This window comes from Achromobacter sp. EB05 (genome assembly GCF_044232075.1).
Lineage (GTDB): Bacteria > Pseudomonadota > Gammaproteobacteria > Burkholderiales > Burkholderiaceae_B > Achromobacter > Achromobacter dolens.
The window spans coordinates 1,273,129-1,297,680 of record NZ_CP155917.1 but is presented as its reverse complement, the minus strand read 5'-3'; the positions used below and the strand labels follow the sequence as shown (position 1 = coordinate 1,297,680).

The window sequence follows — 24,552 nt, the reverse complement described above, 5'->3', positions numbered from 1 at the left end:
GGCAGGAACCTTAGAAAGTCTCAGGTTCCTGCTTCTTTTGCTTTGGCAGGGCGTAAACCTATATAGATTAAGCTATATACTGGACAGGCTCCGCATTGTTGTGTACGTCATCAACTGGGCAAAGAAGGCCGTCAGGCAATTGTTGAAACTCCCCGTCAGCGATCAACGACGCATCCTTGGAGAAGTCGCCAAACTGGAAGCCTTCCCGGCCATGCACAACATCAAGGCACTCAGCCAACACCAATATGGCTTCCGTCTGCGGATCGGCGCGTACCGCGTCCTGTTTGATGTCGCAACCGCCGTTCGCATCATTGACGTTCAGGAAGTGAAGCGACGCGACGACAATACCTATTGATACCAACCGTGGAACCTCCATGCGCCTGCACCCCACTATTCTCGAGTCCGACGGCAAGCCTGCGTTCGTCGTCCTTCCCTACGCGGAATACCTGGCGTTGACCGGCAAGAAATCGCGCCAGACCCGGCGCCCTGCGCGGGTGCCCGCGGATGGCTCGATTCCCCATGAGGTCGTCGCGTTGATGAGCGGAAATGGCTGGAGCATCGTACGCGCGTGGCGCGAGTACCTGGAGATCACCCAGATCGACATGGCCACCCGGCTAGGCATACGTCAACCCAGCTACGCGGCGATGGAAGCCCCCGATGCCAATCCTCGAAAGAGCACGCGTGAGCGCATCGCGGCAGCCCTCGGCATCCAGTTCGACCAGCTCGACGTGTAGCTCGGGAAAAGGAATGGCCCTTCAGGCGGGCCATTCCCCACAGTGATCACCGATTGCCTTAGGTCCGGACGACACCACCGACAGCAAACTCGCCAAGCCCCCCTCAACTCATATACACGCCGCCATTGATCGCATAGTTCGCGCCCGTCACGAACGCCGCCTCGTCAGAAGCCAGCCAGGCGCACAGCCCGGCCAGGTCCTTGGCGGTGCCCAGGCGGCCCACCGGCACGCTTTCGATGATGCGGTCCAGCAGCGCCGGCGGGAAGGCCTTGACGGTGTCGTCGGCGATGAAGCCCGGCGACACCAGGTTGACGGTGACGCCGCGCGCCGCCACTTCCTGCGCCAGCGAGCGGGTGAAGCCGATGACGGCGCCCTTCGCGGTGGCGTAGTTGATCTGGCCGATCTGGCCCTTCTCGGCGGCGACCGAGCCGATGTTGATGATGCGGCCCCAGCCGCGCTCGGCCATACCGTCGACCACCTGCTTGGTGCTGTTGAACAGCGTGTCCAGGTTGCTGCGCAGCACGGCCGACCAGTCGGCGTGGCTCATCTGGCGAAAGCGCATGTCGAGCATGGCGCCGGCGTTGTTGACCAGCACGTCGATCTCCCCGACCTCGCGCCGCACCTTGGCGAAGGCCGCCTCGGTCGAAGCCCAGTCGGTGGCGTCGCCTTCCGAGGCGATGAAGTCGTAGCCCAGCGACTTCTGTTCCTTCAGCCAGTGATCCTTGCGCGACGAGCGCGGCCCGCAGCCGGCGATGACGCGGTGACCGGCGCGGTGCAGGGCCTGGCAGATCGCGGTGCCCGTGTGGCCCATCCCGCTGGTGACGTAAGCAATGCGCAAAGCCATGAACGTGCTCCTTTCAAGAAACGTGGGAAAGCGCGGCCGTCAGGCGACGGAGCCGACCAGGGGGAACAGGCCGAACGCCAGCGCGGCCGCCAGCATCACCAGGCAGACCATCGTGGCCCACTTGAGCGAATAGCGCTGGTGGTCGCCAAACTCGACGCCCGCCAGGCCCACCAGCAGGTAGGTCGACGGCACCAGCGGGCTGAGCAGATGCACCGGCTGGCCGATCAGCGAGGCGCGCGCCATTTCCACCGGCGTGATGCCATAGCCTTGCGCGGCTTCGCTCAGGATCGGCAGCACGCCGAAATAAAAAGCGTCGTTCGACATGAAGAAGGTGAACGGCAGGCTGACCAGCGCGGTGATGCCGGCCAGGTACGGTCCGAGCGCGTCGGGGATCACCGCCAGCAGGCTGCGCGACATGGCTTCCACCATGCCCGTGCCCGACAGGATGCCAGTGAAGATGCCCGCCGCGAAGATCAGCGACACCACCGACAGCACGTTGCCGGCATGCTGCGCCACGCGGCGGCGCTGCTCGGCCAGGTTCGGGTAGTTGATGATCAGGGCGATCGCGAAGGCGATCATGAAGAGCACCGGCAGCGGCAGCACGCCCATCACCAGGCTCACCATCAGCGCCAGCGTCAGGCCGGCGTTGACCCACAGCAGCTTGGGACGGCGCAGGTCGTGGTCGACCTCGATCTCGGGCAGGTTCTTGGGGCCGTCCTCGTCGTAGCCGGCGTGCAGCGAGGCGCCCTCGGGCAGCGACAGCACGCCCAGGCGGCGGCGTTCGCGCAGGCCCAGGAAGAAGGCCAGCAACAGGATCGCGACGATGGCCACGCCCATCACCGGCACCAGCGGCACGAAGATGTCGCCGGCGTCCACGTGCAGCGCGCTGGCGGCGCGCGCGGTCGGCCCGCCCCATGGCGTCAGGTTCATGACGCCGCTGGCCAGCATCGCCAGACACGTCATGGACAGCGCGTTCATCTTCAGGCGGCGGTACAGCGGCAGCATCGAGGCCACCACGATCATGTAGGTGGTGGAGCCGTCGCCGTCCAGCGAGATGACCAGCGCCAGCACGGTGGTGCCGACCACGATCTTGAGCGGGTCGCCCTTCACCGCGCGCAGGATGCGGCCGACGATGGGGTCGAACAGGCCGGCGTCGATCATCACGCCGAAGTAGAGGATGGCGAACATCAGCATGACGCCGGTGGGCGCGATCTTGCGGATGCCATCGAGCATCATCTTGTCGATGCCGGCGCCGAAACCGCCGAGCAGGGCGAAGAGGATGGGGACGAGGATGAGCGCCACCAGGGGCGAGAGGCGCTTGGTCATGATCAGCGTCATGAACGTGATCACCATGCCGAAGCCAAGCAGGGTCAAAAGCATGAGGGGGTATCTCCGGGCTCGTTGTTATTTGCACGCCGGTGGGGCGCTGGGGCGGAAGACTAGGAAGAAAAGCTGTCTGGAACCTGTCGTTTTTTGGGAGGGCCGGGGTCGGGTGGATGGGGTTTGGTGGGGGGCTAAAGGAGATGTAGGCCGTCCGGGGCGGGGTGGGTGTCGCGGAGCGCGCCTGCGATTGCGGTCCGGAGCCTTCGCTCCGGACTTGCCTAGGCGGCCCCCCCCTGCCTCAACCTCGTGGCCGCCCTTCGGCGGCTGCCTTCGGTTTCCGTCGGGCGCATCTGACGGCGCGCTCCGCGACACCCACCCCGCCCCGGACTACCGGTTTCTGGGTTTGATGCGTTGCTGGACCTCGGCGGCATGGGGGAGTGGTGGCGGCCCGCCTTTTTGGGCCGCGCGGGCGGCCCAAACGGCATACGCGGTGGGGGATTGCGTGGCGGTGTGCGCTGCGCGCTGGTTGGGAGCGGAGTGCTATGACAGGGCGTTACAGGGGGACGGATGTGGCGGCGGGGGCCATTGGTGGCGTGGGACGCTATGCGACAATCTCGCGCATGCGGATTCTGGTGATCGAAGATGATGAGGACCTGGCCGACGCGCTTGTGCGTCGGCTGCGTCGTCTTGGGCATGCCGTTGATTGCCAGAATGATGGGTTGAACGCGGATGGGGTGTTGCAGTACGAGACCTTTGACCTGGTGATCCTGGATATCGGATTGCCGCGCATGTCGGGGTTCGAGATCCTGCATCGGCTGCGGGATCGGGGCAGCAAGACGCCGGTGCTGGCGTTGACGGCGCGCATCGATATCGAGGATCGGGTGCATGCGCTGGATACGGGGGCCGATGATTACCTGGCCAAGCCGTTCGACTTTCGCGAGCTGGAGGCGCGCTGCCGGGCGTTGCTGCGGCGGCCCGGCGTGCAGGCGGCGGGGGTGCTGCGGTTTGGCGAACTGGTGATCGACAGCGCGGCGCGGCAGGTCAGCCTGGCGGGGCAGCGCATCGATCTGCCCAAGCGCGAATACAGCCTGCTCGAAATTCTGCTGGCAGGCATGAACCGCGCGGTCAGCAAGGCCGAGATCGCCAACAAGCTGTTCGCGTTCGATGACGACGCGGCGCCCAATGCCATCGAGGTCTACATCGCGCGGCTGCGCAAGAAGCTGGAAGGCTCGCCGCTGCGCATCGAGACGCAACGCGGCACGGGTTATCTGCTGACGGCGGCCGGGGATGCCGACGCCACCGCGGCGCCAAGGGACTGAAACGGTGCGGTCCCGCCGTATTTCCGTGCGCCGGCGCCTGCTGGCGATGCTGCTGGGGCTGTTCGTCGTGGGACTGGGCGCGCTCTACCTGCTGGTGCGCGGCTATGCGCAGCAGAACGCCGACACCACCTATGACCAACTGCTGCGCGCCTCGGCGCTGTCGATGGCCGACAGCCTGCAACTGGTGCAGGGCGAGTGGCAGATGGACATGCCCTACGCCGCCCTGGCGCTGCTGGAGCAGGCGCCGCGCGACCGCGTGTTCTATCGCGTGGCGGCGGCCGACGGCGCGCTGATCTCCGGCTACGCCGACCTGTCCGCTCCACCCGCTCACGGCGCCGACGCCGGCGCCGCGCCGCAACTGTTCACCGCCGACTACCAGGGCCAGGCCGTGCGGGTGGCGTGGATGGAGCGCAAGATCGCCGGCCCGCGCGCCACCGAGACCGCGCTGATCCAGGTGGCGCAGACGCGCGAGGCGCGCAATGCGCTGGCCGAGCGCATCCTGTGGCAGGGCACGCTGGCGCTGATCGGCTTTACCGCCGCGGCGCTGGCGCTGGCCTACTGGGGCCTGCGGCGCTCGCTGTCGCCGATCCAGCGCATCGAACGCGAGCTGGCCGCGCGCAGCGCCGCCGACCTGCATCCGATCGCCGCGCCGGTGCCCGAGGAACTGGACACGCTGGTGCATTCGCTCGACGGCTTCATGGCGCGGCTGTCCGAGAACCTCGACACCCTGCGCCTGTTCATCGCCGAGGCCGCGCACCAGTTGCGCACGCCGCTGGCCGCGCTGCACGCGCAGATGGAAGTGGCGCTGGACGAGGAAGACCCGGCCGAACAGCGCCGCAGCCTGCTGGCGGTGCTGCGCAACGCCGAAAAGCTGTCGCGGCTGGTGAACCAGTTGCTCAGCGACGCCAGCGTCATCCACCGCAGCAACGTGCGCAAGTTCGGTCCCGTGGACCTAGCCGAGCTGCTTTCGCAGGCCGTCTACGACACCGTGCCGCAGGCCGACCCGCAGCCCGACGTGCGGCTGCGCCTGCCCGCCGCGCAGGAGAACGCGCCGCCTTGCATCGCGGGCGACAGCCTGATGCTGCGCGAGGCCTTCAAGAACCTGGTCGACAACGCCCTGCGCCATGGCGCCTCGGCGGACGGCCACATCGACGTGCGGCTCGAACGCGACGACGCCGGCTGGCGCATCACCGTGGCCGACCAGGGGCCCGGCATCCCGCCCGCGCTGGCGCAAAGCGCCTTCGAGCGTTTCTCGCGCGGCCCCAATCCACGCACGCCCGGCGCCGGCCTGGGACTGTCCATCGTCAAGCGCGTGGTCGATATCCACCAGGGCCGGCTCAGTCTCAGCAATCGCCCCGGCGGCGGCCTCGAAGCCGTCGTCTACCTGCCCGCCAACGTTCATGACGCCTAGATTTCCCCTGCTCGCGCGCCTGGCCGCGGCCGGCGCCGCCCTGCTCCTGGCCAGCGCCAGCCCCGCCGCCGAGACCAGCGCCGACGGCCTGACGCTGGGTCCGGCCGACAGTAAGCACGTGCTGGTGCTGCACGCCTCCAACAGCGTGCGGGTGTTTCGCGGCGTGCTGGAGGACTTCAGCCAGCTCAATCCTGGCGTGCGCCTGGAATACACGGAACTGTCGACCCAGGCGCTGTATGCCGAAGTGGCCGCCCGCGCCGCGCAGGCGCCGGGCGAGAAGGCCGGCCCCGACCTGGTCATCAGCAGCGCCATGGACCTGCAGACCAAGCTGGTCAACGACGGCCATGCGCAGCCGCACGTGTCGCCGGACACCCGCGCCCTGCCCGCCTGGGCCAATTGGCGCGACGAGGTCTTCAGTATCGGCACCGACCCCATCGTGATGGTCTACGACACCCGCACGCTCGACGCCGCGCGTGCGCCCCGCACCCGCCGCGAGCTGCTGGCGCTGCTGCAGGCGCCCGACCAGCCGCTGGCCGGCCGGATCTCGACCTACGACGTCGAAGGCAGCGGCATCGGCTACCTGGCCGCCACCCAGGACGCGCGCCTGGACAGCCTGGCCGGCGCGCTGCTGGCCGCCTTCGGCCGCAACGGCGTCAGCGTGCACGAATCGACCGAGCATGCGCTCGACAAGCTCGAACGCGGCGAGATCACGCTGGCCTACAACCTGCTGGAATCCTATACCCGCCACCGCATCGACCAGGGCGCGCCGCTGGCCATCATCTACCCGCAGGACTACACCCTGATGCTGTCGCGCTCGGCCATCATTCCACGGCAGGCGCCGCGCGCCGACCTGGGCGCGCGCTTTCTCGACTACCTGCTGTCGCCGCGCGGCCAGGACATGCTCGCGCGCCAGTCCGGCATGCGGCCGGTCGGCGCCTCGGTGGTGCCGGCGGCGGGCGTGCGGCCGGTGGCGCTGGGCGTGGGCTTGCTGGTGTACCTGGATCCGCTCAAAAAGCGCCACTTCCTCGACCTGTGGCGCGCCGCGGCCCAGCCGCCGGGCAAGCCGGACTGAAGCGGGCCGGCCGCCCGCTCGCGGCGCATGGCGCCTGCCGATGACGGGGCGAGCCCTTCGTCTCCAGGCATTGCGCCTCGACGAGCGCCAGCCCAATGAGCGCTAACCGCCCAGTTGCCCGCCCGCGCGTACCAGGTCCGCCAGCGTGCGCACCTGCATCTTGCGCATGACACGCCCGCGCCGCACCTTGACCGTGATCTCGCTGACATTGAGTTCGGCCGCGATCTGCTTGTTCAGCATGCCTCGCACCACCCGCTCCATCACCGCCTTCTCGCCGTCGGTCAAAGTATCCCAGCGGGCCTGGACCTCATCAGAACCCGATGCGCTTGCCAGTTGCGCGCGATCCTTCTCGACCGCCGCGTGGATGGTGTCCAGCAGGTCCTGGTCGCGAAACGGCTTGGTCAGGAAATCCACCGCGCCCAGCTTCATCGCCGCGACCGACATGGGAATGTCGCCGTGGCCGGTGATCATCACCACGGGCATGCGCCGCCGCGCCTGCTGCAGGCTGCGCAGCAGGTCCATGCCGCTCTGCCCCGGCAGGCGCACGTCCAGCACCAGGCAGGCTGGGCCGGTGCCCGGATCGGCGTCCAGGAACTCCCGTGCCGACCCATAGCCGCGCACGGGCAGTCCGACCGAATGCATCAGGTCCTCCAGCGACTCGCGCAGCGAGGCGTCGTCATCGACGATGTGGATGGTGGCGGGCTCGGGCCGCGTGCTTGCGATCATGAAGACTCATCCTCGGCCGCCGCTGGCAGCATGAAACAGAACACCGCGCCCTCGCGCGCGGCGGGTTCGGCCCACAACCGGCCGCCATGGCTTTCGATGATGCCGCGACTGATGGTCAGCCCCAGGCCGGTGCCTTCGGGCTTGGTGCTCCAGAAGGTGTCGAACAGGCGTTCGCGCGCCTGCGGCGTCAGGCCCGGGCCGGAGTCCGTCAGCGAACACTGCACCTGCCCCGCCTCATGGCACGACAGGCGTAGCGTCAACTGGCGGGCGCCCGCCGGGGTCTGCTGCATGGCCTCGATGGCGTTGAGCACCAGGTTGACCAGCACCTGCCCAAGCTGGACGCGATCGCCCAGCACCGCCGGCACGCGCTCCTGGATGCGGGTGGACACCACCACTTCGTTGCGCGCCAGCTCGCCGCCGGCCAGCTCCAGCACCTCGCCGATGACGTCGGCCAGGTCCAGCCGCTCGCGTTGCGGCGCGGCATTGCGCGCGTCGCGGCGGATGCGCGCCACCACTTCGCTGGCGCGATGCACGTCGCCGGTCATGCGCTGCAGCGCGCGCAAGGCCCTTTCGATGTTGGGCGGATCGTGCTCCAGCCAGCGCTGGCAGGCGCTGCCGCTGGTGGCGATGGCCGCCAGCGGCTGGTTGATCTCGTGAGCAATGGACGCGGTCAGCTCGCCCAGGCTGTGAATGCGCGCCATGCGCGCCAGTTGCGTGCGCGCCTCGAATGCCGCGTCCTCGGCCGCCGCCCGCTTGAGCGCCAGGTAGGTGGTCACGCCAATGGCGGCAATGCTGATGAGCGCGTTGATCAGCCCGAGTTCGCGCAGTGCGCCGCCATTTGGCGTGAGGTACAGGCTGAGCAGCGTCAGCGCCGCGCACGCCACCGCGACCAGGGTGACGCCCTGTCTCGGCAGGAAGCTCAGCGCCGCCAGGATCACCGCCACGTAGAACACGGCCACGGCGATTTCCAGGCGGGTGAAGGTGTCCGCCAGGAACACTATCGCCATCAGCGCCACCAGCAGCGCAACGCCCGCGCGGGGACGCTGTTTCAGATACCTGGCCGGCTTGAGGAACATGGCGCTGCCACCTCGTTGAATGGACGCCGGCGCCGGGCCCCGATGGCCCCGCGCCGCGAGCTGCCATTGTAGAGACAGGCGCGGGCCGTGGCGCACTTTCGGAAAGCCGGCATATACCAAGGTATAGGTCCGCCATCCCAATGGCGGCTCGCCCGCGCGGGGGCCGGTTCCTATAATTTTCGGATCCCTCCCGGGCGCGTCCTTCGGCCGCGCCGCCCCGCCAACGCCTACTGGCAGCGTCCCCATGAAACCGTCCATCAAAGTCCTCTGGATCGTCCGCGGCGCCGTGCTCGTCGGCATCTGGATCGCGCTCGGCGTGATCCAGGCGCTGCACCGCGTCGCCTGAGACAATCGGGCGGCGCCCGGCCGCCCGATCCTCCCTCCCTTCAGGGCAGGAAACACAGGATCCCGCCCACGCCCAATGTCCACGCCAGCAGCATCGGCACCAGCAGCCGCAGCGGGATCAGCGGGCCATCCGGCAAGTCCGGCGCCTGCCCCGCCTGACGGAAGGCGGCCCGTTCGATCTCGTAGGCGTGCATGTCACGCGAGAATTTGCGCATTTCCTCGAAAGCCTTTTCCATGTCGTCTCTCCCGGCATGTCAGTACCACCGGCCGTAGCGGCGGATGTAGAGGGTCTTGACCTGCTGCGTCAGCGCGATGTAGCCCAGGATGGTCAGCGCCAGCCAGCCGAAATAGATGGGCGGCAGCGACACGAATCCGATGGACTCGGCGATCGGCGAGAAGGGCAGCCAACATGCCAGCGCGATCGCGGCGGTGGTCGACAACAGCACCGGCAGCGACGCCGTGCTCTGCAGGAACGGGATCTTGCGGGTGCGCAGCATGTGCACCACGAAAGTCTGCGACACCAGGCCCTCGATGAACCAGCCCGAATTCATGATGGTCTGGCCGCCGTCGCCGCCATGCAGGGCATAGGCCGCGCCGGCGCCGAACACCGTCCACATCAGGAAATAGGTGGTGATATCGAACACCGACGAGGTGGGCCCCAGCCACAGCATGAAGCGCTGGATGTTGCCCGCTTCCCACTTGCGCGGCTTCTTCAGGAACTCATCGTCCATGCGGTCCCACGGCAGCGTCAGTTGCGAGATGTCGTACACCAGGTTCTGGATCAGCAGTTGCAGCGACAGCATCGGCTCCCACGGCAGCCACGCCGACGCCACCAGCACCGAGAACACGTTGCCGAAGTTCGAGCTGGCGGTCATGTTCAGGTACTTGAGGATGTTGCCGAAGGTCTCGCGCCCCTTGATGACGCCTTGCTCCAGCACCATCAGATCCTTTTCCAGCAGCACGATATCGGCGGTTTCCTTGGCGATGTCGGCGCCGCTGTCCACCGAGATGCCGACGTCGGCGTCGCGCAGCGCGGGGGCATCGTTGATGCCATCGCCCAGGAAGCCCACGGTGTGACCGTTGGCCTGCAGCGCCTTGACCACGCGCGACTTCTGCAGCGGCGTCAGCTTGGCGAACAGCACCGCGGTTTCGGCGCGGCGGCACAGCGTCACGTCATCCATCTGCTCGATGTCGGCGCCCAGCAGCACCCGCGCGTCGTCGTCACCCAGATCCAGGCCCACGTCGCGGCAGACCTTGGCCGCCACGATGGGGTTGTCGCCGGTCAGCACCTTCACCGCCACGCCGTAGTCGTTGAGCGCACGGATCGCGGCCTGCGCCGAATCCTTGGGCGGATCCAGGAACGTCAGGAAGCCGCGCACCACCAACCCGCTTTCGTCGCTGGCCTGGAACTGCGTGCGGCCGCTGTCCTCCAGGCGGCGCGAGGCCACCACCAGCACCCGGAAGCCATCGCAGTTGTAGGCCTCGGCGCTACGCAGCAGGCGCTTGCGCATGGCCGCGTCCAACGGACGTTCCTGCCCGTCGATCATCACGCCCGTGCTGACCGCCAGCATTTCCTCGACCGCGCCCTTGGTGATCATCTCCAGGCCGCCGTCGACGCTGCGCACCACCACCGACAGACGCCGGCGCACGAAGTCGAACGGGATCTCGTCGACCTTCTCGTGATGCGCGCTGCGGTCCCAGCCGCGCAGCTCCCGCGCCCGGGCCAGGATGGCGCGGTCCATCAGGTTGCGCTGGCCGCTCTGGTTGGCGCTGTTCAGCCACCCCAGGCGCAGCACCTGGTCGTCGACGTCGCCGTCAACGTTGAAGTGATGCTCCAGGATGATGCGGTCCTGCGTCAGCGTGCCGGTCTTGTCGGTGCACAGCACGTCCATCGCGCCGAAGTTCTGCACCGAGTTGAGCCGCTTGACCACCACCTTGCGCCGCGCCATCGCCACCGCGCCCTTGGCCAGGTTGGCCGAGACGATCATCGGCAGCATTTCGGGCGTCAGCCCCACCGCCACCGCCAGCGCGAAGGTCAGCGCGGTGACCCAGTCGCCCTTGGTGACGCCGTTGATGACGAACACGATCGGCACCATCACCAGCATGAACTTGATGAGCAGCCACGACACGCTGTTGACGCCGCGGTCGAAGCTGGTCTCGACGCGCTTGGTCGACACCACGTTCTTGGCCAGCGAGCCGAAATACGTATTCGGCCCGGTCCCCACCACCACCGCGGTGGCGGTGCCGCTGACCACATTGGTGCCCATGAAGCAGATGTTGGCCAGGTCCAGCAACTCGGCGTTCTCGCCCGCTTGCGCCTCGGCGCGCTTGGCGCTGACATTGCCCAGCGTGTCGTACTTCTCGACCGGCAGCGCTTCGCCCGTCAGGATGGCCTGGCTGATGAACAGGTCGCGCGACTGCAGCAGGCGGATATCGGCCGGGATCATGTCGCCGGCCTGCAGTTCGACGATGTCGCCAGGCACCAGTTCGTTCATCGGCAGTTCGCGGCGCACCGGCTCGCTGGACTGGCTGTCGCGGCGGACCACCGTGGCGGTGCTGCGCACCATGGACTTGAGCTTCTCCGCGGCGCGGCCCGAGCGGTACTCCTGGATGAAGCGCAGCAGGCCGCTGACCGTCACCATGGTCAGCATGATGACGATGCCGGTCCAGTCGCGGTCGGCGGGCGCGGCGAACTGGATATCGGTGAGGTACGAGACCGCCGCCAGGCCCAGCAGCACCAGCACGAAGGGGTTGCGGAACGCCCGCAGCAACTGCAGCCAGGCCGGCGCGGGCTTGTCGTGCGCGACCTCGTTCAGGCCGTCGACCGCGCGACGCGCGGCAACCTCGGCGTCGCTCAGCCCGGCGCGTTGCGTCTGCAGCGTCTGCAGGCTTTCGTGCACCGACAGGCCGGCATGTCGCGCCACCGGCATCGTGCGGTTCTTGCCCGACGCGGCGCCGGCCGCGGGGGTCTTCTCGCTGCGAGGCCCGCGCGGGGCCGGCAACGAGGCTTCTTGGACTTGCTTCATGTTCGCTGCTCCCACCCGCGCACCGCCGGTGGGAGCCCGCCGTTTTCACGGCGCGAGCGTCCCCCGTCCACGGCCCGCGCGGGCTTGGTGGAAATTGAAAATCGGGTAAGGCGGAATCAATGCGGGACGGGAACGGCCGGCGCCTGCGCGCGCGGCGCTGGCGCCACGCCGACACGCAGCGTATGCACGCCAAGCTCGCGGCACAGGTCGCTGAGCCAGGTAATCACGGGCCAGGGATTGCCGCTGTCGCTGCGCAGGCTGATGGCGGTGCAGGCCTGTTCGCCGTCGGTCGAGTAACGCACGTCTGCCACGGTTTCCGACCGCTGCCGCAGTTCCTCGTAGAGGCGCTTGCGGATCAGGGCCAGCACCGCGGGGCTGCCGTAGAACGTCAGGTTGATGAAGGCCGGCGCGGGGGCCGCGCGGCGCACGGGGTTGGGGGAAAGGGTATGGAACAGCATGCGCGTCTCCTGGAAACGGGCGATTCCGCCCGCAGGGGTTCGGATGGCGCATGCAAGCCGTCGCGGCTCCGGATCGACCCGGACGGGCGTGGCGGCTGACAAAAAAATGCAGACCCGCTAGACCCGGCGTGCGCCGTGGGTTCTGGTACTTCCGTCGTCTTCCACGGCGGGCTCCTATAGGGTTGCAACAGGCGGCAGTGTAGGTCCGGGGCGGCGTTCCGAACAGATCATGAGGCGTATACCTTGGTATAGATGCCGGCGCGGGCAGGCCTCGCGTGCGGACTGCCCGCCCCCGGACGCCGCGCGCTCAGAAACGCGTCTGCATGCCGATCCGTACCGTCCGGCCCGGCGCAGGCATGAAACTCTGCGCCAGCGGATCCAGGTAATAACGGTTCGTCAGGTTCTGCACCGAGAGGCTCACCATCACCCGTTCGCGCAGCCGGTAGGTCATGAACAGGTCGAACAGGGTCACGGGGTGGTACACGAGCTGTTTCGTCGTCGGTGTTTCCTGCCACGGCTCGTCGGCCTTGACCGTGGGGCCCGAGGTGTAGGCCATGCGCCCGCCCAGCGTCAGCGCTTCATTGAAGAAGCGCAGGCCGGCGGTCAGGCTCAAGGCCAGCCTGGGCGGATTCTGAGCGTTGGTATACGAACCCATGAAACTGCCAGGGGTGCACGTCGGCGTGTTTTCCGTATGCCGCATAGCGCTGGGGTTGTCACGCAAGTGCTGCGCGAAGGCGGCGTCGCAGGTCTCGGTCTTCAGGTAATACGTGGCCGCCAGATCGGCGAACACCCGCCCGGCGTCATAGCGCGACTGGAATTCCAATCCGCTGGTCTTGTAGCGGTCGGTGTTCCGCATCTGCAATGCCTTTTCGGTCAGCTCCTCCACCCCGTCATAGTCGTAGTAGCGCACGATGTAGTTCTTGATGTTGTTGTTGAAATAGACCACCTTGGCGGCGACCGTGTCGCCATCGGCCAACAGGTTGCCACGCACCGTGCTGGCGCCGAATTCCCAACTATTGGAACGCTCTGGCTTGAGCCCCCTGCCCGGTGACAGGCTCATCGTGCCAAGGCTGGTCTCGAACAGCGATGGCAACCGCAGCCCCTGGGTGTACGAGGCATAGACGAAAGTGTCCGGCACCAGTTCCAGGTTCAGGCCCACCGATGGGGCGAAGCCGCCGCCGCGGCTGCGCAGCCTGGGGGCATGCGCATAGCCGGTGACGACCTCTTTCACATCCTCGTCATAGACGCGGGTCGAGCCCGCCCCGAAGTCGTCGTACGGCACGCCGACCTCGGGGCGGTTGCTGTCCTGAAACACGATGCCGTTATGCAGGCGCGGGTCGGTGGCGTCCGTGTACAGGCCTTGCTCGTCCGGCCACCACGTCTGGTAACCGAAGTTGCCCGGCCACCACCACTCACCCGGCTTTTTCACCATGATGGGGCGATAGGAGCGCGGTTCGCGGATGGCAGTGGAATACACGCCGCGGTCCCTGACGTCAAAATGGCTGTAGCGGCCGCCGCCCCACAACGTCAGCGACGCCACCGGCCGGTATTCCAGCTTGCCATTCAGGCTGAACTCCCGGCGCGAGGCATCGCGCAGCACGCGGTTGCCGTCGATGTCCTGCTGCGTCGTCACCACGCTGCGCTGCGGCCGGAGATCCTCGACCTGGAATGAGCCGCCCAGGTTGAGGCTGACATCGCCGCGCGCCGTGCGCCACCGCGAGGTATTGGACAGATCGCCGCCAATGCGGCGGTCGGCCTGCCGGGTCCATCGGCGATCCGTCACGTAGGCCTGGGACGCCGGCGCCCACACCGAGGTCAATTGGCTGGTCTTGGCATCCGTCATCCACAGGTTCACGCCCAGGTCCAGCAGCGGATTGTCCGCCGGCTGGAACTGATAGCGCGCCGTATAGGTGTCGATACCGATTTCCCCCAGCGGATACTGCGTGATGCCCGCCGTGCCGGACCGGATGATGTCCGACGGCATGATTTCGCCGATTTTGCCGTCGTAGCGGCGATAGCCCAGTTCCAATGCGTGGCCTTCGGCGGGTCGCAGCGTCAGTTTCAACAGCGTCGACTCGGTTTCGGCCGACGAATTCAACACTTCCTCGCCAGGGTTGTAGGACTTGGCCACGCTGTTCATCTCGTAGCGACCACCCGGGTAGTACATGCGATAACGCTCCCGCCCCTTCTTGCCCGAGAAGTAGTTGCCCTGGTTGCGGTGCGCGTAGGCCGCCACGAAGTCGAGGCGGTCGTTGGCATAGGCAAACGCCAGGCTGCCCGATTCCGCGCGCGACCCGAACAGGCTGCCATGGCTATCGTGCGGAACGGCACTCAGATCATTCGCCGAGGGCTCCCCTGTGGAGGACGATGGCGGATTGACGCCACGATGTGGCGGCGCCACGCCGTTGTTCCATAACTCGCCCTTCAGGCGCAGGCCGACCCGGCTGCCTTCCGTGAGGATGTCCCGCACGCCCAGCGTGCGCATTTCCACCGAACCGCCGATGGCGCCGGACGTCACGAAGGGACCTTTGTTGACGGTCACGTCGCTGATCAGGTCCGGGTCGATATAGCTGCGCTGGGCCGTGCCTCCGTATCCGCGGTACACGTCCAGCGCCTGCTCGGAGCCATCGACCCGCACCGCCACCCGGCTCTGCCCCTGGATGCCGCGGATGTTGACGTCCAGCGCGCCGCCGTTGCGGCTGTCGCCAACCTGCACCCCCGGTATGCCGGCCAGCAGATCACCGACCGACACCCGGCCGAAACGGTCGAGGTCCCGGCTGGACAGATACACGGATGAACGTGGCGCGGCATAGACCTCTTTCCCGGCCACCGCATCGCCCTCGATCTCGACCGGCGCCAGGGTCACGGCTCCCGGCGACACCACCAGCACATAGCCGGATGCGCTGCGCCGGGCCTGCAGGCCGCTACCGCGCAACAGCGCCGCGAAGCCTTCTTCCAGCGCGTAGCGGCCATGCAGCCCCGGACTCTCGCGACCGGCCACCTGTTCGGCAATCAGCGACAACGCGATGTCGGACTGTTGCGCATAACGGCTCAAGACGTCCGCCAGCGAGCCGGCGGGAATGTCGTATTGCCTGTCGACGCGCTGCGCCTGGGCAATCAGCGCGATCGACGCGCCCAACCCGGCCAGCACCAGGCGGGCAGCGGGGGGCAGGCCGCGGGGCTGCGGCGGCGGTGAAAATCGGAAACGGCGGCGCTGGCCTGCCGGGTGGAGCTTGTGCATGATCGTGGTCCTTAGCTCGGGCGTCGGGACCTATCGATACGTCCCGGATCATCGCCATTCAGAAGACATGACGCGCCGGACTCCAAAACACGAACCACCCATCGCAGGGAATCTTCCCGGACTAGCGGGCGGCTTCGCCACCGGTCCTCCCCACCCACACGAAATAGGACGAGGCGAACCGCAGCGTCAGGCCGGGTACGCTCTCGGCCAGCAATCGCAACGCCCGGCCCGTATCGTCCAGTGGCAACACCACCGTCATGCGGATCCCCGCCAAGGCGGCCTCGTCATAGAAAATGCGGCCGGACCGGTGCCGATTCAGCTCCTCCAGCACGTCCGCCAGCGGCTGGTCCCGCGCCGCCAACTGATGGAATCTCCAGGCGTCCTCCACCTGGCCGGGATCGACCGCCGCAATCGGCCCGACGCCCTGCGCCGTAACCACCACGCGCTGCCCGGCCCGCACCACCAGCGCCTGCGTCGGTGGCGTGCCGGCCGCCTCCACCCGCACGCGCGATTCGATCATTGCCAGCTTCGTCACGCCGTCATGCCGATCCACTGCGAAGCGCGTACCCAGCGCGACCAGCCGCGCCTCGCGCGTGCGCACCACGAAGGGACGCAGCGCGTCCTTCGCCACCTCGATCAGCGCCTGTCCCTGCACCAATTCCAGCTCCCGGCGCTGGCGGTCGAATCGCAGGTTTACCGCGCTGTCACCGGCCAGGGTGACGCGCGAACCGTCCTCCAGCAGCTCGACGCGCCACTCGCCGGTCACGCTGCGCACATCCGCCATCAGATAGGACGCGGGATACACCCGCAGTGTCATCCCGCCCGCCGCGGCCACGAGCAACGCCGCACCGATCGCGAACAGCATCCGGCTCGCGCAGCGTTTGCCCGAATGGGCAAACGCCGCTTCGAATCCCGCTCGCGCCGGCGCCCCCGATTTCGCCCCCGATTTCGCCCCCGATTGCGCCGCCGAGCCGCGCAGATCCTGCATCCGGTCCACCACCAGTCGCATGCCCCGCACCGCCGCCTCGTGCACGGGACTTTGCCGCACCCACGCCTCCAGTTCGCGCTGCGCGGCGTCGCGCTCGGCCGCGTCGTCAGAACTCAGGCGCACGACCCACCGGGCGGCCTGTTCGGCGATGGCATCGGGGATCGGCACGCGCCTCATGCGGCGGCTTCCGGTTGGCGACCGGATCGCCCGGCCATCATCAGGCCAGCACCCGGTGACAACGCAGCAACCCCTGCGCCAGATACTTCTGCACCATCCGCACGGAGATTCCGAGACGCTCGGCCACCACCAACTGGCTGTGGTCTTCCAGGTAATGCAACAGGAACGCCTCGCGCCCTTTCGGCGCCAGCGCAGCCAGCGCGGCTGCCAGTTGCTCCACCACCTGTATCGCGCTCATCAGCGCCTCGGGTGATGGCGCCCCTTGCGGCAAGGCATCCGCCGCCAGCGTCATGGCTTCGAGATAGGCCTGTTCGACGCGCTGGCGCCGCAGGCGGTCGAGCATCAGCCGGCGCGCGGCCGTGGTCAGCCAGGCCCGCGGCTCGACCAGTTCGGCGGGAGGAACCCTGGCCGTCAGCAGCCGCAGGAAAGTGTCATGGGCCAGATCCGCCGCCTGCTCCGGACATCCCAACCGGCGGCGCAGCCAGGCAGTGAGCCAACCGTGATGGTCGACATAGAGCGCCTTGACGGCCGAGACCAGGGGATAGGCTGCAGTCACGATCCACTTCATTCCGACGCGAGCGACCGGCGAGCGTCTTGAGGAACTCAAATAAAAATGAGTTTCAATACTATGTGGATGAAAAGCGCTGCGCAAGACAAGAGAAACATCCGTCGCTCATCTGTTGCACCGCGTCGTGCCGGCCGCCCGCCGCCTTCGTTGGCGCGGCGCCGCCGCCTGCCGCTCAGGTCAGATACGCCACTACCTCATCCGCCGTCAGATAGCGCACGAACGTCATCGACGGCTGCTGCGCATCATGGATCGCACCGTTGAAGCCAGACCAGTTGCGCTGCATGCCGTCCTCGGTCTCCAGCGCGATCAGCACCCGCTTGCCGTGCCTGGCCAGGTTGTCGCGCAGCGCCGCCTCGCCCCAGGCAAAGCGCATGTCGTTGACCAGCTTTCCCTGCGCATAGGCATCGGCCTGCAGCCACTGGAAATCGGCGCTGTCGCGCTCGGCGTCGGGCTCGCGCGCGGCGATCTCGCGGCGCACGCCCAGGGCCTGGACGTGGTCGCGCATCAGGTTCTGCAACAGCGTGAAGGCGTGGAAATTGTTATTGATGCCGTGCGCCCGCGCCACGAAGCCCGTGCCGGAGGTGGGCAACACCACCACGAGCTCTTCCTCGTAGCTGATGCGCGAGGCCAGCCACAGGTAGTGCAGTTGCTCGAACGGCACGTTGTCGTTGAGCGTGGTCATGGCGTACAGGAGGTCCATCAGTTCGGCGTCGGCGACGAAGGCCTGGTGATTGCGCTGGTCGCGCATCAGCATGGCCATCATCGGCAGCACCAGGGTGTCGATGGCGGCGACCTGCGCATCGAGTTCCCAGCGCCGGTCCTCGGGAATGGCTTCAAGCCGCGCCACCGCCTCTTTCCAGGCCAGGCGGTCGGCTTCCTCGACTTCGGCGTCGTCGTCCTCGACCTCCAGCGCGCAATACGGTCGCAGGGTCCGCAACCACGGGCCCAGCAACGCCTGCAACGCGGGGAATAGCAGCACGGGATCGGCGCCGTCCTCCACCAGCGAGCCGCACATCAGCGCCAGCGCCGCTGCCCGGCTGGGGTGCAGGGACGGCAGCAGTTCGGCGCAGAACCGCAGGCTGGCGGCGGTGTGCGCGGACGCCAAGGCATCTTCGTAGAACGCGCGCACCTCAGGCCGCTTGAAAAAGCCGTCGAGGGTTTCCGCGTCGTCGGCGGAGACGACCGGGGTGCGCAGCGCGGTGGCAAGCGTGGCGTGGGCAGCGGGCATGGCAGGGAATCCGTGGAATATCGTTGGCGCAAGGGCGGACGCCCCGCCCGCGTGGCTGCGGCGCGCCTCGCGGGAGGCAACCGCCCGGAGATCATCGCACCGGCAAGTGTACTGAATGGCGCGTCCCGTCCCGGGCAACCTGGCGGACCTATCCTAAACCGCGAGGACCGCGTCTCAATAGCAGACCTATCCGATGGCATCGCCGAAGCCTGCATCGCTACGATCCGCGAAGCCCTTCGTTAGCCGTTCCCGAGATAGTCCGATGTCGCAATTTCCCTCCCCCGCCCCTGCGGGCACCCACGCTGCCAGCGGCACGCACCCCCTCCCATCGGCGCCCGACGAAGCGTCACAAGCGCTGCCGCTGCAGTTCCGCGGCCGCGCGCGTGATTACTTTGGCGTGTGGGCGGTGAATGTCCTGTTGACGCTATGCACCTTGGGCATCTGGTCGGCCTGGGCCAAGGTCAGGACGATGCGCTGGTTCCGCGGCCACACCTACCTGGCGGGCGCCGGGTTCGACTATCACGCCACGGGCGGGCAGATATTCAAAGGGCGCCTGCTCGCCATTGCAATCATCGCCGCTGTCTCGCTCATCGGCGCGGTATGGCCGCTTGCCGAACGGCTGCTATCGCTTTTCATCCTGTTGGCCGTACCATGGCTGGTCAATGCCAGCCTGGGTTTCCGCGCGTACATGACCTCCTGGAGCAACGTGCGGTTCGGCTTCCAGGGCAGCTACGGACGCGCGCTGCTCGTCTTCGTATTTCTGCCGCTGCTCTCTATCTTCACGCTCGGGCTGCTGACCCCGCTGGCCACGCAACAACGTGCCAGCTATGTGGCGGGAGGCCACCGTTACGGCTACGCCGCCTTCTTCAGCGCCCCTCGCCTGGCGATCCTGTATGCCGGGTTGCTGCGCGGCATGGGCATATTCATAGTCGTCTGCCTGGTCGGAATGTTGGCCGCGCAATGGGTCGGTCAGGCCGCAAATCCCGAGTTCTCGTTTAGCGAAATGCTGCGGGGGCTTACCGACCCGTCGCATCGCCATCCTTCGGCCGGACCGCACATGTTCCTCTCCGTTTTCCCCGTTCTGCTCGCGACACTCTACGCCGCGCTGATCGTAGCCGCGTTGTACTACGGCGCCTGCGCCCACAATGAAATTCTCAACCGATGCACGCTACAAGGCAGGCACCGGCTGCACAGCGCCGTGGCGCCCTGGCGCTACACCTGGATCACCCTGTCCGGCATCGCGGCCAGCATATTGACGCTGGGGCTGGCCTACCCCTGGGCGCGCGTGCGCCAGTATCGCTACGTGACGCAGCGCATCACCGTGCTGGCGGCGCCTGGCCTGGATGAATTCGTGTCACGGCAACTGGCCCATGTCCCCGGCGCCTTCGGTGCCGAGTTCAGCCAGCTCGAAGGTTTTGCCGGTGTCTCGGCCCTCTGACCACACGGATGAGCCGGCGGCGGGCTCCCCGGCGTCGCCAGGCGACGCCGTATCGGTCATCATCCACGGCCGGCTCTACGCCGCCGGCAGCGCGGCCAGCCATCCGGCGAGCCTGCAATGGCAGGCGGATGGCTCCGTGTCGTTGCTGCACGGCCAGGCGCGCCGCACGCTGCCGGCCGGCGTGCTGCGATGGTCCAGCCGTATCGGCACGACAGCCCGGCGTGCCACGCTGCCCGACGACAGCGTCTTCGAAACCGATGACAACGACCAGGTCGACCGCCTGGAACGCCTGCTCGGCCGCCGCAGCCATCTGCTGCATCGCCTGGAGCGCCTCAATCTGGCCGCGCTCGGACTGGCGGCCTTGGCTACCCTGGCGTTCGTCGTCAGCCTGCGCTGGACCATTCCCTGGCTGGGCGACAGCCTTGCACGCACCGTTCCCCCCGCTACCGAAGCGCGCATCGGCGCCAACGTCCTGCATACACTCGATCGCCTCGTGCTGCGCCCCAGCCAACTCGCCCCCGACACCCGGCGGGCCATCCAGGCCGTATTCGATGAACTCGTGGCGCACGCCGACCTGGGCGCGACGCCACCGCAGTTGTTGTTCCGCCAAGGCGGCCCGTTGGTGGGCGCCAACGCGATGGCGCTGCCGGGCGGCCCCGTCATCGTCACGGACGAACTGGCGCGCCTGGCCGGAACAGCCCAGGCCCTTGCGGGCGTGTTGGCCCATGAACTCGGCCACATCCAGCACCGCCACGGCATACGCCGTCTTGGCCGCCTGGCGGGCCTGTCGACCGTGGCGCTGTTCTTGACCGGTGATGCCTCCAGCCTGCTGCACCAAGCCAGCGTGCTGGGCACGGGGCTGCTGGACCTGTCCTACTCCCGCGATTTCGAGCGGGATGCCGACGCGACCGCCGTCGCGCTCATGCGCAAGACCGGCAAGGACCCTGCGTTGCTGGCAAAGCTGCTGCAAGACCTGGCGGCGCAGTCCAGAGTGGCCGGCACCACACCGAACTGGCTTTCCAGCCATCCATCGACCGAAGAACGCACGCGCCTGATGCTGGAAGGCCGATAACTCGCGTATTGCAAGACAAGCCGTTCAATACCGGTAATTCACCCCCAGCATCGCGCTGAACGGCGCCCCGTAGTAATTGCTGTAGACGTTGGTGCTGGCGTAGTACTTCTTGTCCAGCACGTTGTTCAGATTCAGCGTGGCCGACCATTGGCGGTTGAACTGGTAGCGCGCCATCAGGTCCACCAGCGCATAGCTGCTTTGCGAGGAATCGAACTGCTGCCCGCCGGGGCCGCGGCTGGTGAAGCCGCTCTGGCTTTCCCAGCGCACCCCGCCACCCACGGTCAGGGCGCTCCAGTCGCCCGGCAGGCGGTAGGTGGTGTACAGCTTGGCGATGTGGCGCGGCAGCCCGACCTGGGTCGAGAAACCCGTCGGCAGGCGGCGGTCGACGTAGGCGTACGACAACTGCATTTGCCAACCGGGCGCGAGCTCGCCGCTGAGCTCGGCTTCGACGCCGCGCAGCACGGCGCCGTTGGCGGCGACATAGGCGTTATCGCCATTGGGGGCCAGCTTGTCGCCGTCCAGCATGGCGTAGTTGTCCTGGCGGGTGCGGAACAGCGCCAGCGCGCCATTCAGGCGGCCGTCCAGCCAGGCGCTTTTGAGGCCGATCTCGTAGGTATTGCCCTTGATCGGCGCGACGCCGCTGCCCGACACGGTCTGGGCCTGCTGCGGCAGGAAGATGCTGGTGTAGCTGGCATAGGCGGACAGTGTCGGCGTCAGGTCGTAGACCACGCCGGCATACGGCGTGTACACGCCCTGCTCGCGCATGTTGTCCGGATAGGCCGAGCCGTCGTTGTAGGTGTATGAGGCCTGCTGGTCCCACCAGGTGATGCGCGAGCCCAGGATCACCGACAGCGCGTCGGTCGGCCGCAGGCGCAATGCGCCATAGACCGCGTTCTGCTTCTCGGTGTAGTAGCGCTTGCCCGTCGCCTGCCATTGGGGTTGCGGCATGTCGCCATCCCAGGCGCGCACGTCCGGGATGACCGGGTCATAGCCGGGCGCGGTCCACAGCGGATAGGTGTCGTAGTCGCCCCGGGTGCGCGACAGGCTCACGCCCAGCACCAGGTCGTGGCGGCGGCCCAGCGCGTCGAAGGCGCCGCTGAGGCTGGCGTCCAGCGCGTTCTGGGTCTTGGGGATCGGCCATTTGGCGACCCAGACCGAGGCGCCCTGCCCGGTCTGCGGATTGGCCCAGCCGTTGCTGCTGAACCAGCCATAGGTGCGGTCGTTGTCGTCGCCGGTGCGCGACAGCGTCAGCGACCCCTTCCACGATGACGAGAACTCGTGGTCGAGCGTGGCGAAGACGTTGTAGCGCGTGCGTTCCTGGCGGCTCCAGTTGGTGGCGGAATTGAACCGTTGCCGAAAATCGGTCTTGGAGCCATCGGCGTAGTACGCGGGAAAGCCGAAGTACGAGCACGCCGTGCACTTCTTGCGCTGGTATTCCGCGCCCAGGGTCAGCAGGGTGCGCTCGGTCAGGTCCGCCTCGACCACCCCATACAGCAGTTGCGAATCCTGCTTGACGCGGTCGATGAACGAGCCGCCTTCCTGCCAGGCGCCCACCAGCCGCCCGCGCAGCTTGCCCGACGCATCCAGCGGGCTGCCCAGGTCGAACTCGGTGCGCTTGTAGTCCCACGACCCGATGCTGGCGCCCACGCCGGCCTCGAACTCGCGGGTCGGCCGCTTGCGCACCAGGTTGATGGACGCGGCCGGATTGCCCGCCCCGCTCAGCAGCCCGGTGGAACCGCGCACCACTTCGATGCGGTCATACAGCGCCGTGTCCAGCCCCAGGGCATTGAAGTCCTTGTGGGTCGGCACGCCGTCGACCTGCATGTTGGTGATCTCCATGCCGCGCGCATACAGGCCCTTCTCGTTGTCGTCGGCCGAGCCCTTCTTCTTGAAGGTCAGGCCCGGGGTGTTGACGATGGCGTCTTCCAGCGTGTTCAGGCCCTGGTCGGTGAGCCGCTGGCGCGTCATCACCGAGACCGACTGCGGCGTCTCGCGCAGCGTCATCGGCAGCCGGGTGGCGGTGTTCGACACGCCGACCGTGTAGGAATCGGTGCCTTCGCTGGGCGCGGGTTCGCGCGCGCCCAGCACTTCGACCGGCGCCAGGGTCTGCGCATTGGCGGCGCGCAGGCCATAGCGGTTGCCGCCCTGGTTGACGGCCTCCAGCCCGGTGCCCGACAGCATCGCCGCCAGGCCCGCGGCCACGCCATAGTCGCCCCGCAGGCCGGCGCTCTGGCGGCCCTGGGTGAGCGTGGCGTCGAACGACAGCACCACCCCGGCCTGGGCGGCGAACCGGCTCAGCGCCAGGCCCAGCGGACCGGGCGGCACATCATAGTGACGCGACGCCTGCGCGCCGGGAACGGCCTGCGCCTGCGCGGACGGCGCAGCGCCCAGGACGGTCAACGCGATGACAACGGCGCGCGCCAGGGGCGCGAGTGTGGCGGAGTGACGAAGCGAGGGTACAGAAGGCATGGACTCAGGTTTCCGTGTGGCAGATCCGACGTAATCCCTGCTAAGTCGGACGAGCGCGGAAAAAGGACAATGCCGAGCGAAAAAAATCAGTGGCGGGCGACGATGCGGACGTAATAACGGGTAAAGCGCGCTATGTTCACGGGCAGCGCGCGCGTCACGGCGGCCAGCGCCTGGTCGGTGTCGTCGACGGGAAAGGCCCCCGACAGGCGCAGCGCCGCCACGGCATCGTCGCATCGCAACAGCCCGGGCCGATAACGGTCGAGCCGGGCAACGAAATCGTCCAGGCGCCAGTTGTCGACCACCAGCAGGCCTCGCGTCCAGGCGTCGGGTTCGCCGGTGATGGCGCCGGCCGCCTGCGCCCCCGCGAGCGCAAGCGTGCCCTGTTCGCCCGCCTTCAGGATCACGGGCGCGCCGCCCGTCGCGGGTTCCAGCGCCACCGCATGGCGCAGCACCGCGACCCGCGTCAGGTCATCCTGCCGCGTGACGATGAAACGCGTGCCTAAGGGTCGCACCGCGCCGTGCGCGGTGCGCACGCGCAAGGGCGGCAGGCCGGGACGGACGTTGTCGGTATCGACCAGGATCTCGCCGGCATGCACGAAGATGCGCCGCTGGCCGGCGTCGACGGTCACGTCGACCGCGCTGGCGCTGTCCAGCCAGAGCAAGGTGCCGTCCGCCAGCCGCAGTTCGCGGCGCTCGCCCGCCCCGGTGCGGTAGTCGGCCAGCATCCGCTCCGTCGGCAGGGTGCGCCAGGCCGCCAGGCCGCCGGCGCCCAGCAGCGCCACCGCGCCCAGCCCGTTGCGCAGCGCGGCGCGGCGGCGCGAGAAGTGCTGGTCGGCACGATTGAGCGTGTCCGCAGCCAGGCGCGCCGGCGCGGCTCCCAGCGTGCCGCGCAGCCGTTCCACCTGGCCCCAGATGCGCGCATGTTCGGGATCGGCCGCCAGCCAGCGCCCATGCGCCGCCACGTCGGCCGCGCTGACGTCGTCTGCGCAGAGCCGCGCGTACCATTGCGCCGCCGCGGCGATGGTCTTGTCCGCCAT

The 24,552-nt window shown here is 67.8% G+C and carries 20 protein-coding genes; 7 read left to right on the top strand and 13 right to left on the bottom strand.

The window, feature by feature from the left end; translation table 11 throughout:
* The first annotated feature begins 100 nt into the window (after positions 1–100).
* Positions 101–355, top strand: a complete 255-nt coding sequence (locus AAID08_RS05960) for a type II toxin-antitoxin system RelE/ParE family toxin (RefSeq protein ID WP_054501956.1) — start codon at positions 101–103, stop codon at positions 353–355.
* A gap of 19 nt (positions 356–374) precedes the next feature.
* Positions 375–734: a helix-turn-helix domain-containing protein gene (locus tag AAID08_RS05955; protein ID WP_054433400.1), complete on the top strand. Its 360-nt coding sequence runs from the start codon at positions 375–377 to the stop codon at positions 732–734.
* 103 nt (positions 735–837) lie between these two features.
* Here the strand turns inward: AAID08_RS05955 and phbB are convergent, their stop codons facing one another.
* A complete protein-coding gene (gene phbB, locus AAID08_RS05950; protein WP_054417571.1) occupies positions 838–1,578 on the bottom strand; it encodes an acetoacetyl-CoA reductase in 741 nt (246 codons plus the stop codon).
* Positions 1,579–1,617: 39 nt separating this feature from the next.
* Complete coding sequence (locus AAID08_RS05945) at positions 1,618–2,958, bottom strand: CitMHS family transporter (RefSeq protein ID WP_054501638.1); 1,341 nt, start codon at positions 2,956–2,958, stop codon at positions 1,618–1,620.
* A 563-nt stretch (positions 2,959–3,521) separates the two neighbouring features.
* On the opposite strand from AAID08_RS05945, the gene AAID08_RS05940 reads away from it, so the two are divergent.
* From AAID08_RS05940 to AAID08_RS05930, 3 genes are read left to right on the top strand one after another with little or no spacing between them, the layout of a single operon-like run.
* Positions 3,522–4,220, top strand: coding sequence for a response regulator (locus AAID08_RS05940; RefSeq protein WP_395757457.1), 699 nt, complete (start codon positions 3,522–3,524; stop codon positions 4,218–4,220).
* A 4-nt stretch (positions 4,221–4,224) separates the two neighbouring features.
* Entirely contained in the window at positions 4,225–5,631 is a 1,407-nt protein-coding gene (locus AAID08_RS05935) for a sensor histidine kinase (protein WP_240317428.1), read from the top strand.
* On the top strand, positions 5,621–6,703 hold the full coding sequence (locus tag AAID08_RS05930; protein ID WP_064522661.1) for an ABC transporter substrate-binding protein: 1,083 nt from the start codon (positions 5,621–5,623) through the stop codon (positions 6,701–6,703). Before AAID08_RS05935 ends, AAID08_RS05930 begins: the two co-directional genes overlap by 11 nt.
* A 102-nt stretch (positions 6,704–6,805) precedes the next feature.
* On the opposite strand, the gene AAID08_RS05925 is transcribed toward AAID08_RS05930, so the two are convergent.
* The 9 genes from AAID08_RS05925 to AAID08_RS05885 form a co-directional block, all read right to left on the bottom strand.
* Entirely contained in the window at positions 6,806–7,429 is a 624-nt protein-coding gene (locus tag AAID08_RS05925; RefSeq protein ID WP_175142129.1) for a response regulator transcription factor, read from the bottom strand.
* Complete coding sequence (locus AAID08_RS05920) at positions 7,426–8,505, bottom strand: sensor histidine kinase (RefSeq protein WP_175167729.1); 1,080 nt, start codon at positions 8,503–8,505, stop codon at positions 7,426–7,428. Before AAID08_RS05920 ends, AAID08_RS05925 begins: the two co-directional genes overlap by 4 nt.
* 386 nt (positions 8,506–8,891) lie before the next feature.
* Positions 8,892–9,086, bottom strand: a complete 195-nt coding sequence (locus tag AAID08_RS05915) for a hypothetical protein (protein WP_054501644.1) — start codon at positions 9,084–9,086, stop codon at positions 8,892–8,894.
* Positions 9,087–9,104: 18 nt separating this feature from the next.
* Positions 9,105–11,876, bottom strand: coding sequence for a magnesium-translocating P-type ATPase (gene mgtA / locus AAID08_RS05910; RefSeq protein WP_395757456.1), 2,772 nt, complete (start codon positions 11,874–11,876; stop codon positions 9,105–9,107).
* Positions 11,877–11,992: 116 nt separating this feature from the next.
* Positions 11,993–12,334 (bottom strand): hypothetical protein, encoded by a 342-nt coding sequence (locus AAID08_RS05905; RefSeq protein WP_054501645.1) that lies wholly within the window; start codon positions 12,332–12,334, stop codon positions 11,993–11,995.
* 307 nt (positions 12,335–12,641) lie between these two features.
* Positions 12,642–15,575 carry a TonB-dependent receptor domain-containing protein gene (locus tag AAID08_RS05900; RefSeq protein WP_395757455.1) on the bottom strand — a complete coding sequence of 978 codons (2,934 nt, stop codon included), beginning with the start codon at positions 15,573–15,575 and terminating at the stop codon, positions 12,642–12,644.
* Positions 15,576–15,696: 121 nt separating this feature from the next.
* Complete coding sequence (locus AAID08_RS05895; protein ID WP_395757454.1) at positions 15,697–16,740, bottom strand: FecR family protein; 1,044 nt, start codon at positions 16,738–16,740, stop codon at positions 15,697–15,699.
* A gap of 40 nt (positions 16,741–16,780) precedes the next feature.
* Positions 16,781–17,296: a sigma-70 family RNA polymerase sigma factor gene (locus AAID08_RS05890; protein ID WP_336235783.1), complete on the bottom strand. Its 516-nt coding sequence runs from the start codon at positions 17,294–17,296 to the stop codon at positions 16,781–16,783.
* A 184-nt stretch (positions 17,297–17,480) separates the two neighbouring features.
* Positions 17,481–18,536, bottom strand: a complete 1,056-nt coding sequence (locus AAID08_RS05885; protein ID WP_336235782.1) for a hypothetical protein — start codon at positions 18,534–18,536, stop codon at positions 17,481–17,483.
* Between the two features lie 262 nt (positions 18,537–18,798).
* Between AAID08_RS05885 and AAID08_RS05880 the strand changes: the two genes are divergently transcribed.
* Positions 18,799–19,974 (top strand): YjgN family protein, encoded by a 1,176-nt coding sequence (locus AAID08_RS05880; protein ID WP_167517666.1) that lies wholly within the window; start codon positions 18,799–18,801, stop codon positions 19,972–19,974.
* Positions 19,958–21,046, top strand: a complete 1,089-nt coding sequence (locus tag AAID08_RS05875) for a M48 family metallopeptidase (protein ID WP_336235781.1) — start codon at positions 19,958–19,960, stop codon at positions 21,044–21,046. The genes AAID08_RS05880 and AAID08_RS05875 overlap by 17 nt, the downstream gene beginning before the upstream one ends.
* 24 nt (positions 21,047–21,070) lie before the next feature.
* On the opposite strand, the gene AAID08_RS05870 is transcribed toward AAID08_RS05875, so the two are convergent.
* Both AAID08_RS05870 and AAID08_RS05865 read right to left on the bottom strand, forming a co-directional pair.
* Complete coding sequence (locus AAID08_RS05870; RefSeq protein WP_395757453.1) at positions 21,071–23,515, bottom strand: TonB-dependent siderophore receptor; 2,445 nt, start codon at positions 23,513–23,515, stop codon at positions 21,071–21,073.
* A gap of 86 nt (positions 23,516–23,601) precedes the next feature.
* The gene (locus tag AAID08_RS05865) at positions 23,602–24,552 is read right to left on the bottom strand and encodes a FecR domain-containing protein (RefSeq protein WP_175167736.1); all 951 of its coding nucleotides are present in this window, start codon (positions 24,550–24,552) and stop codon (positions 23,602–23,604) included.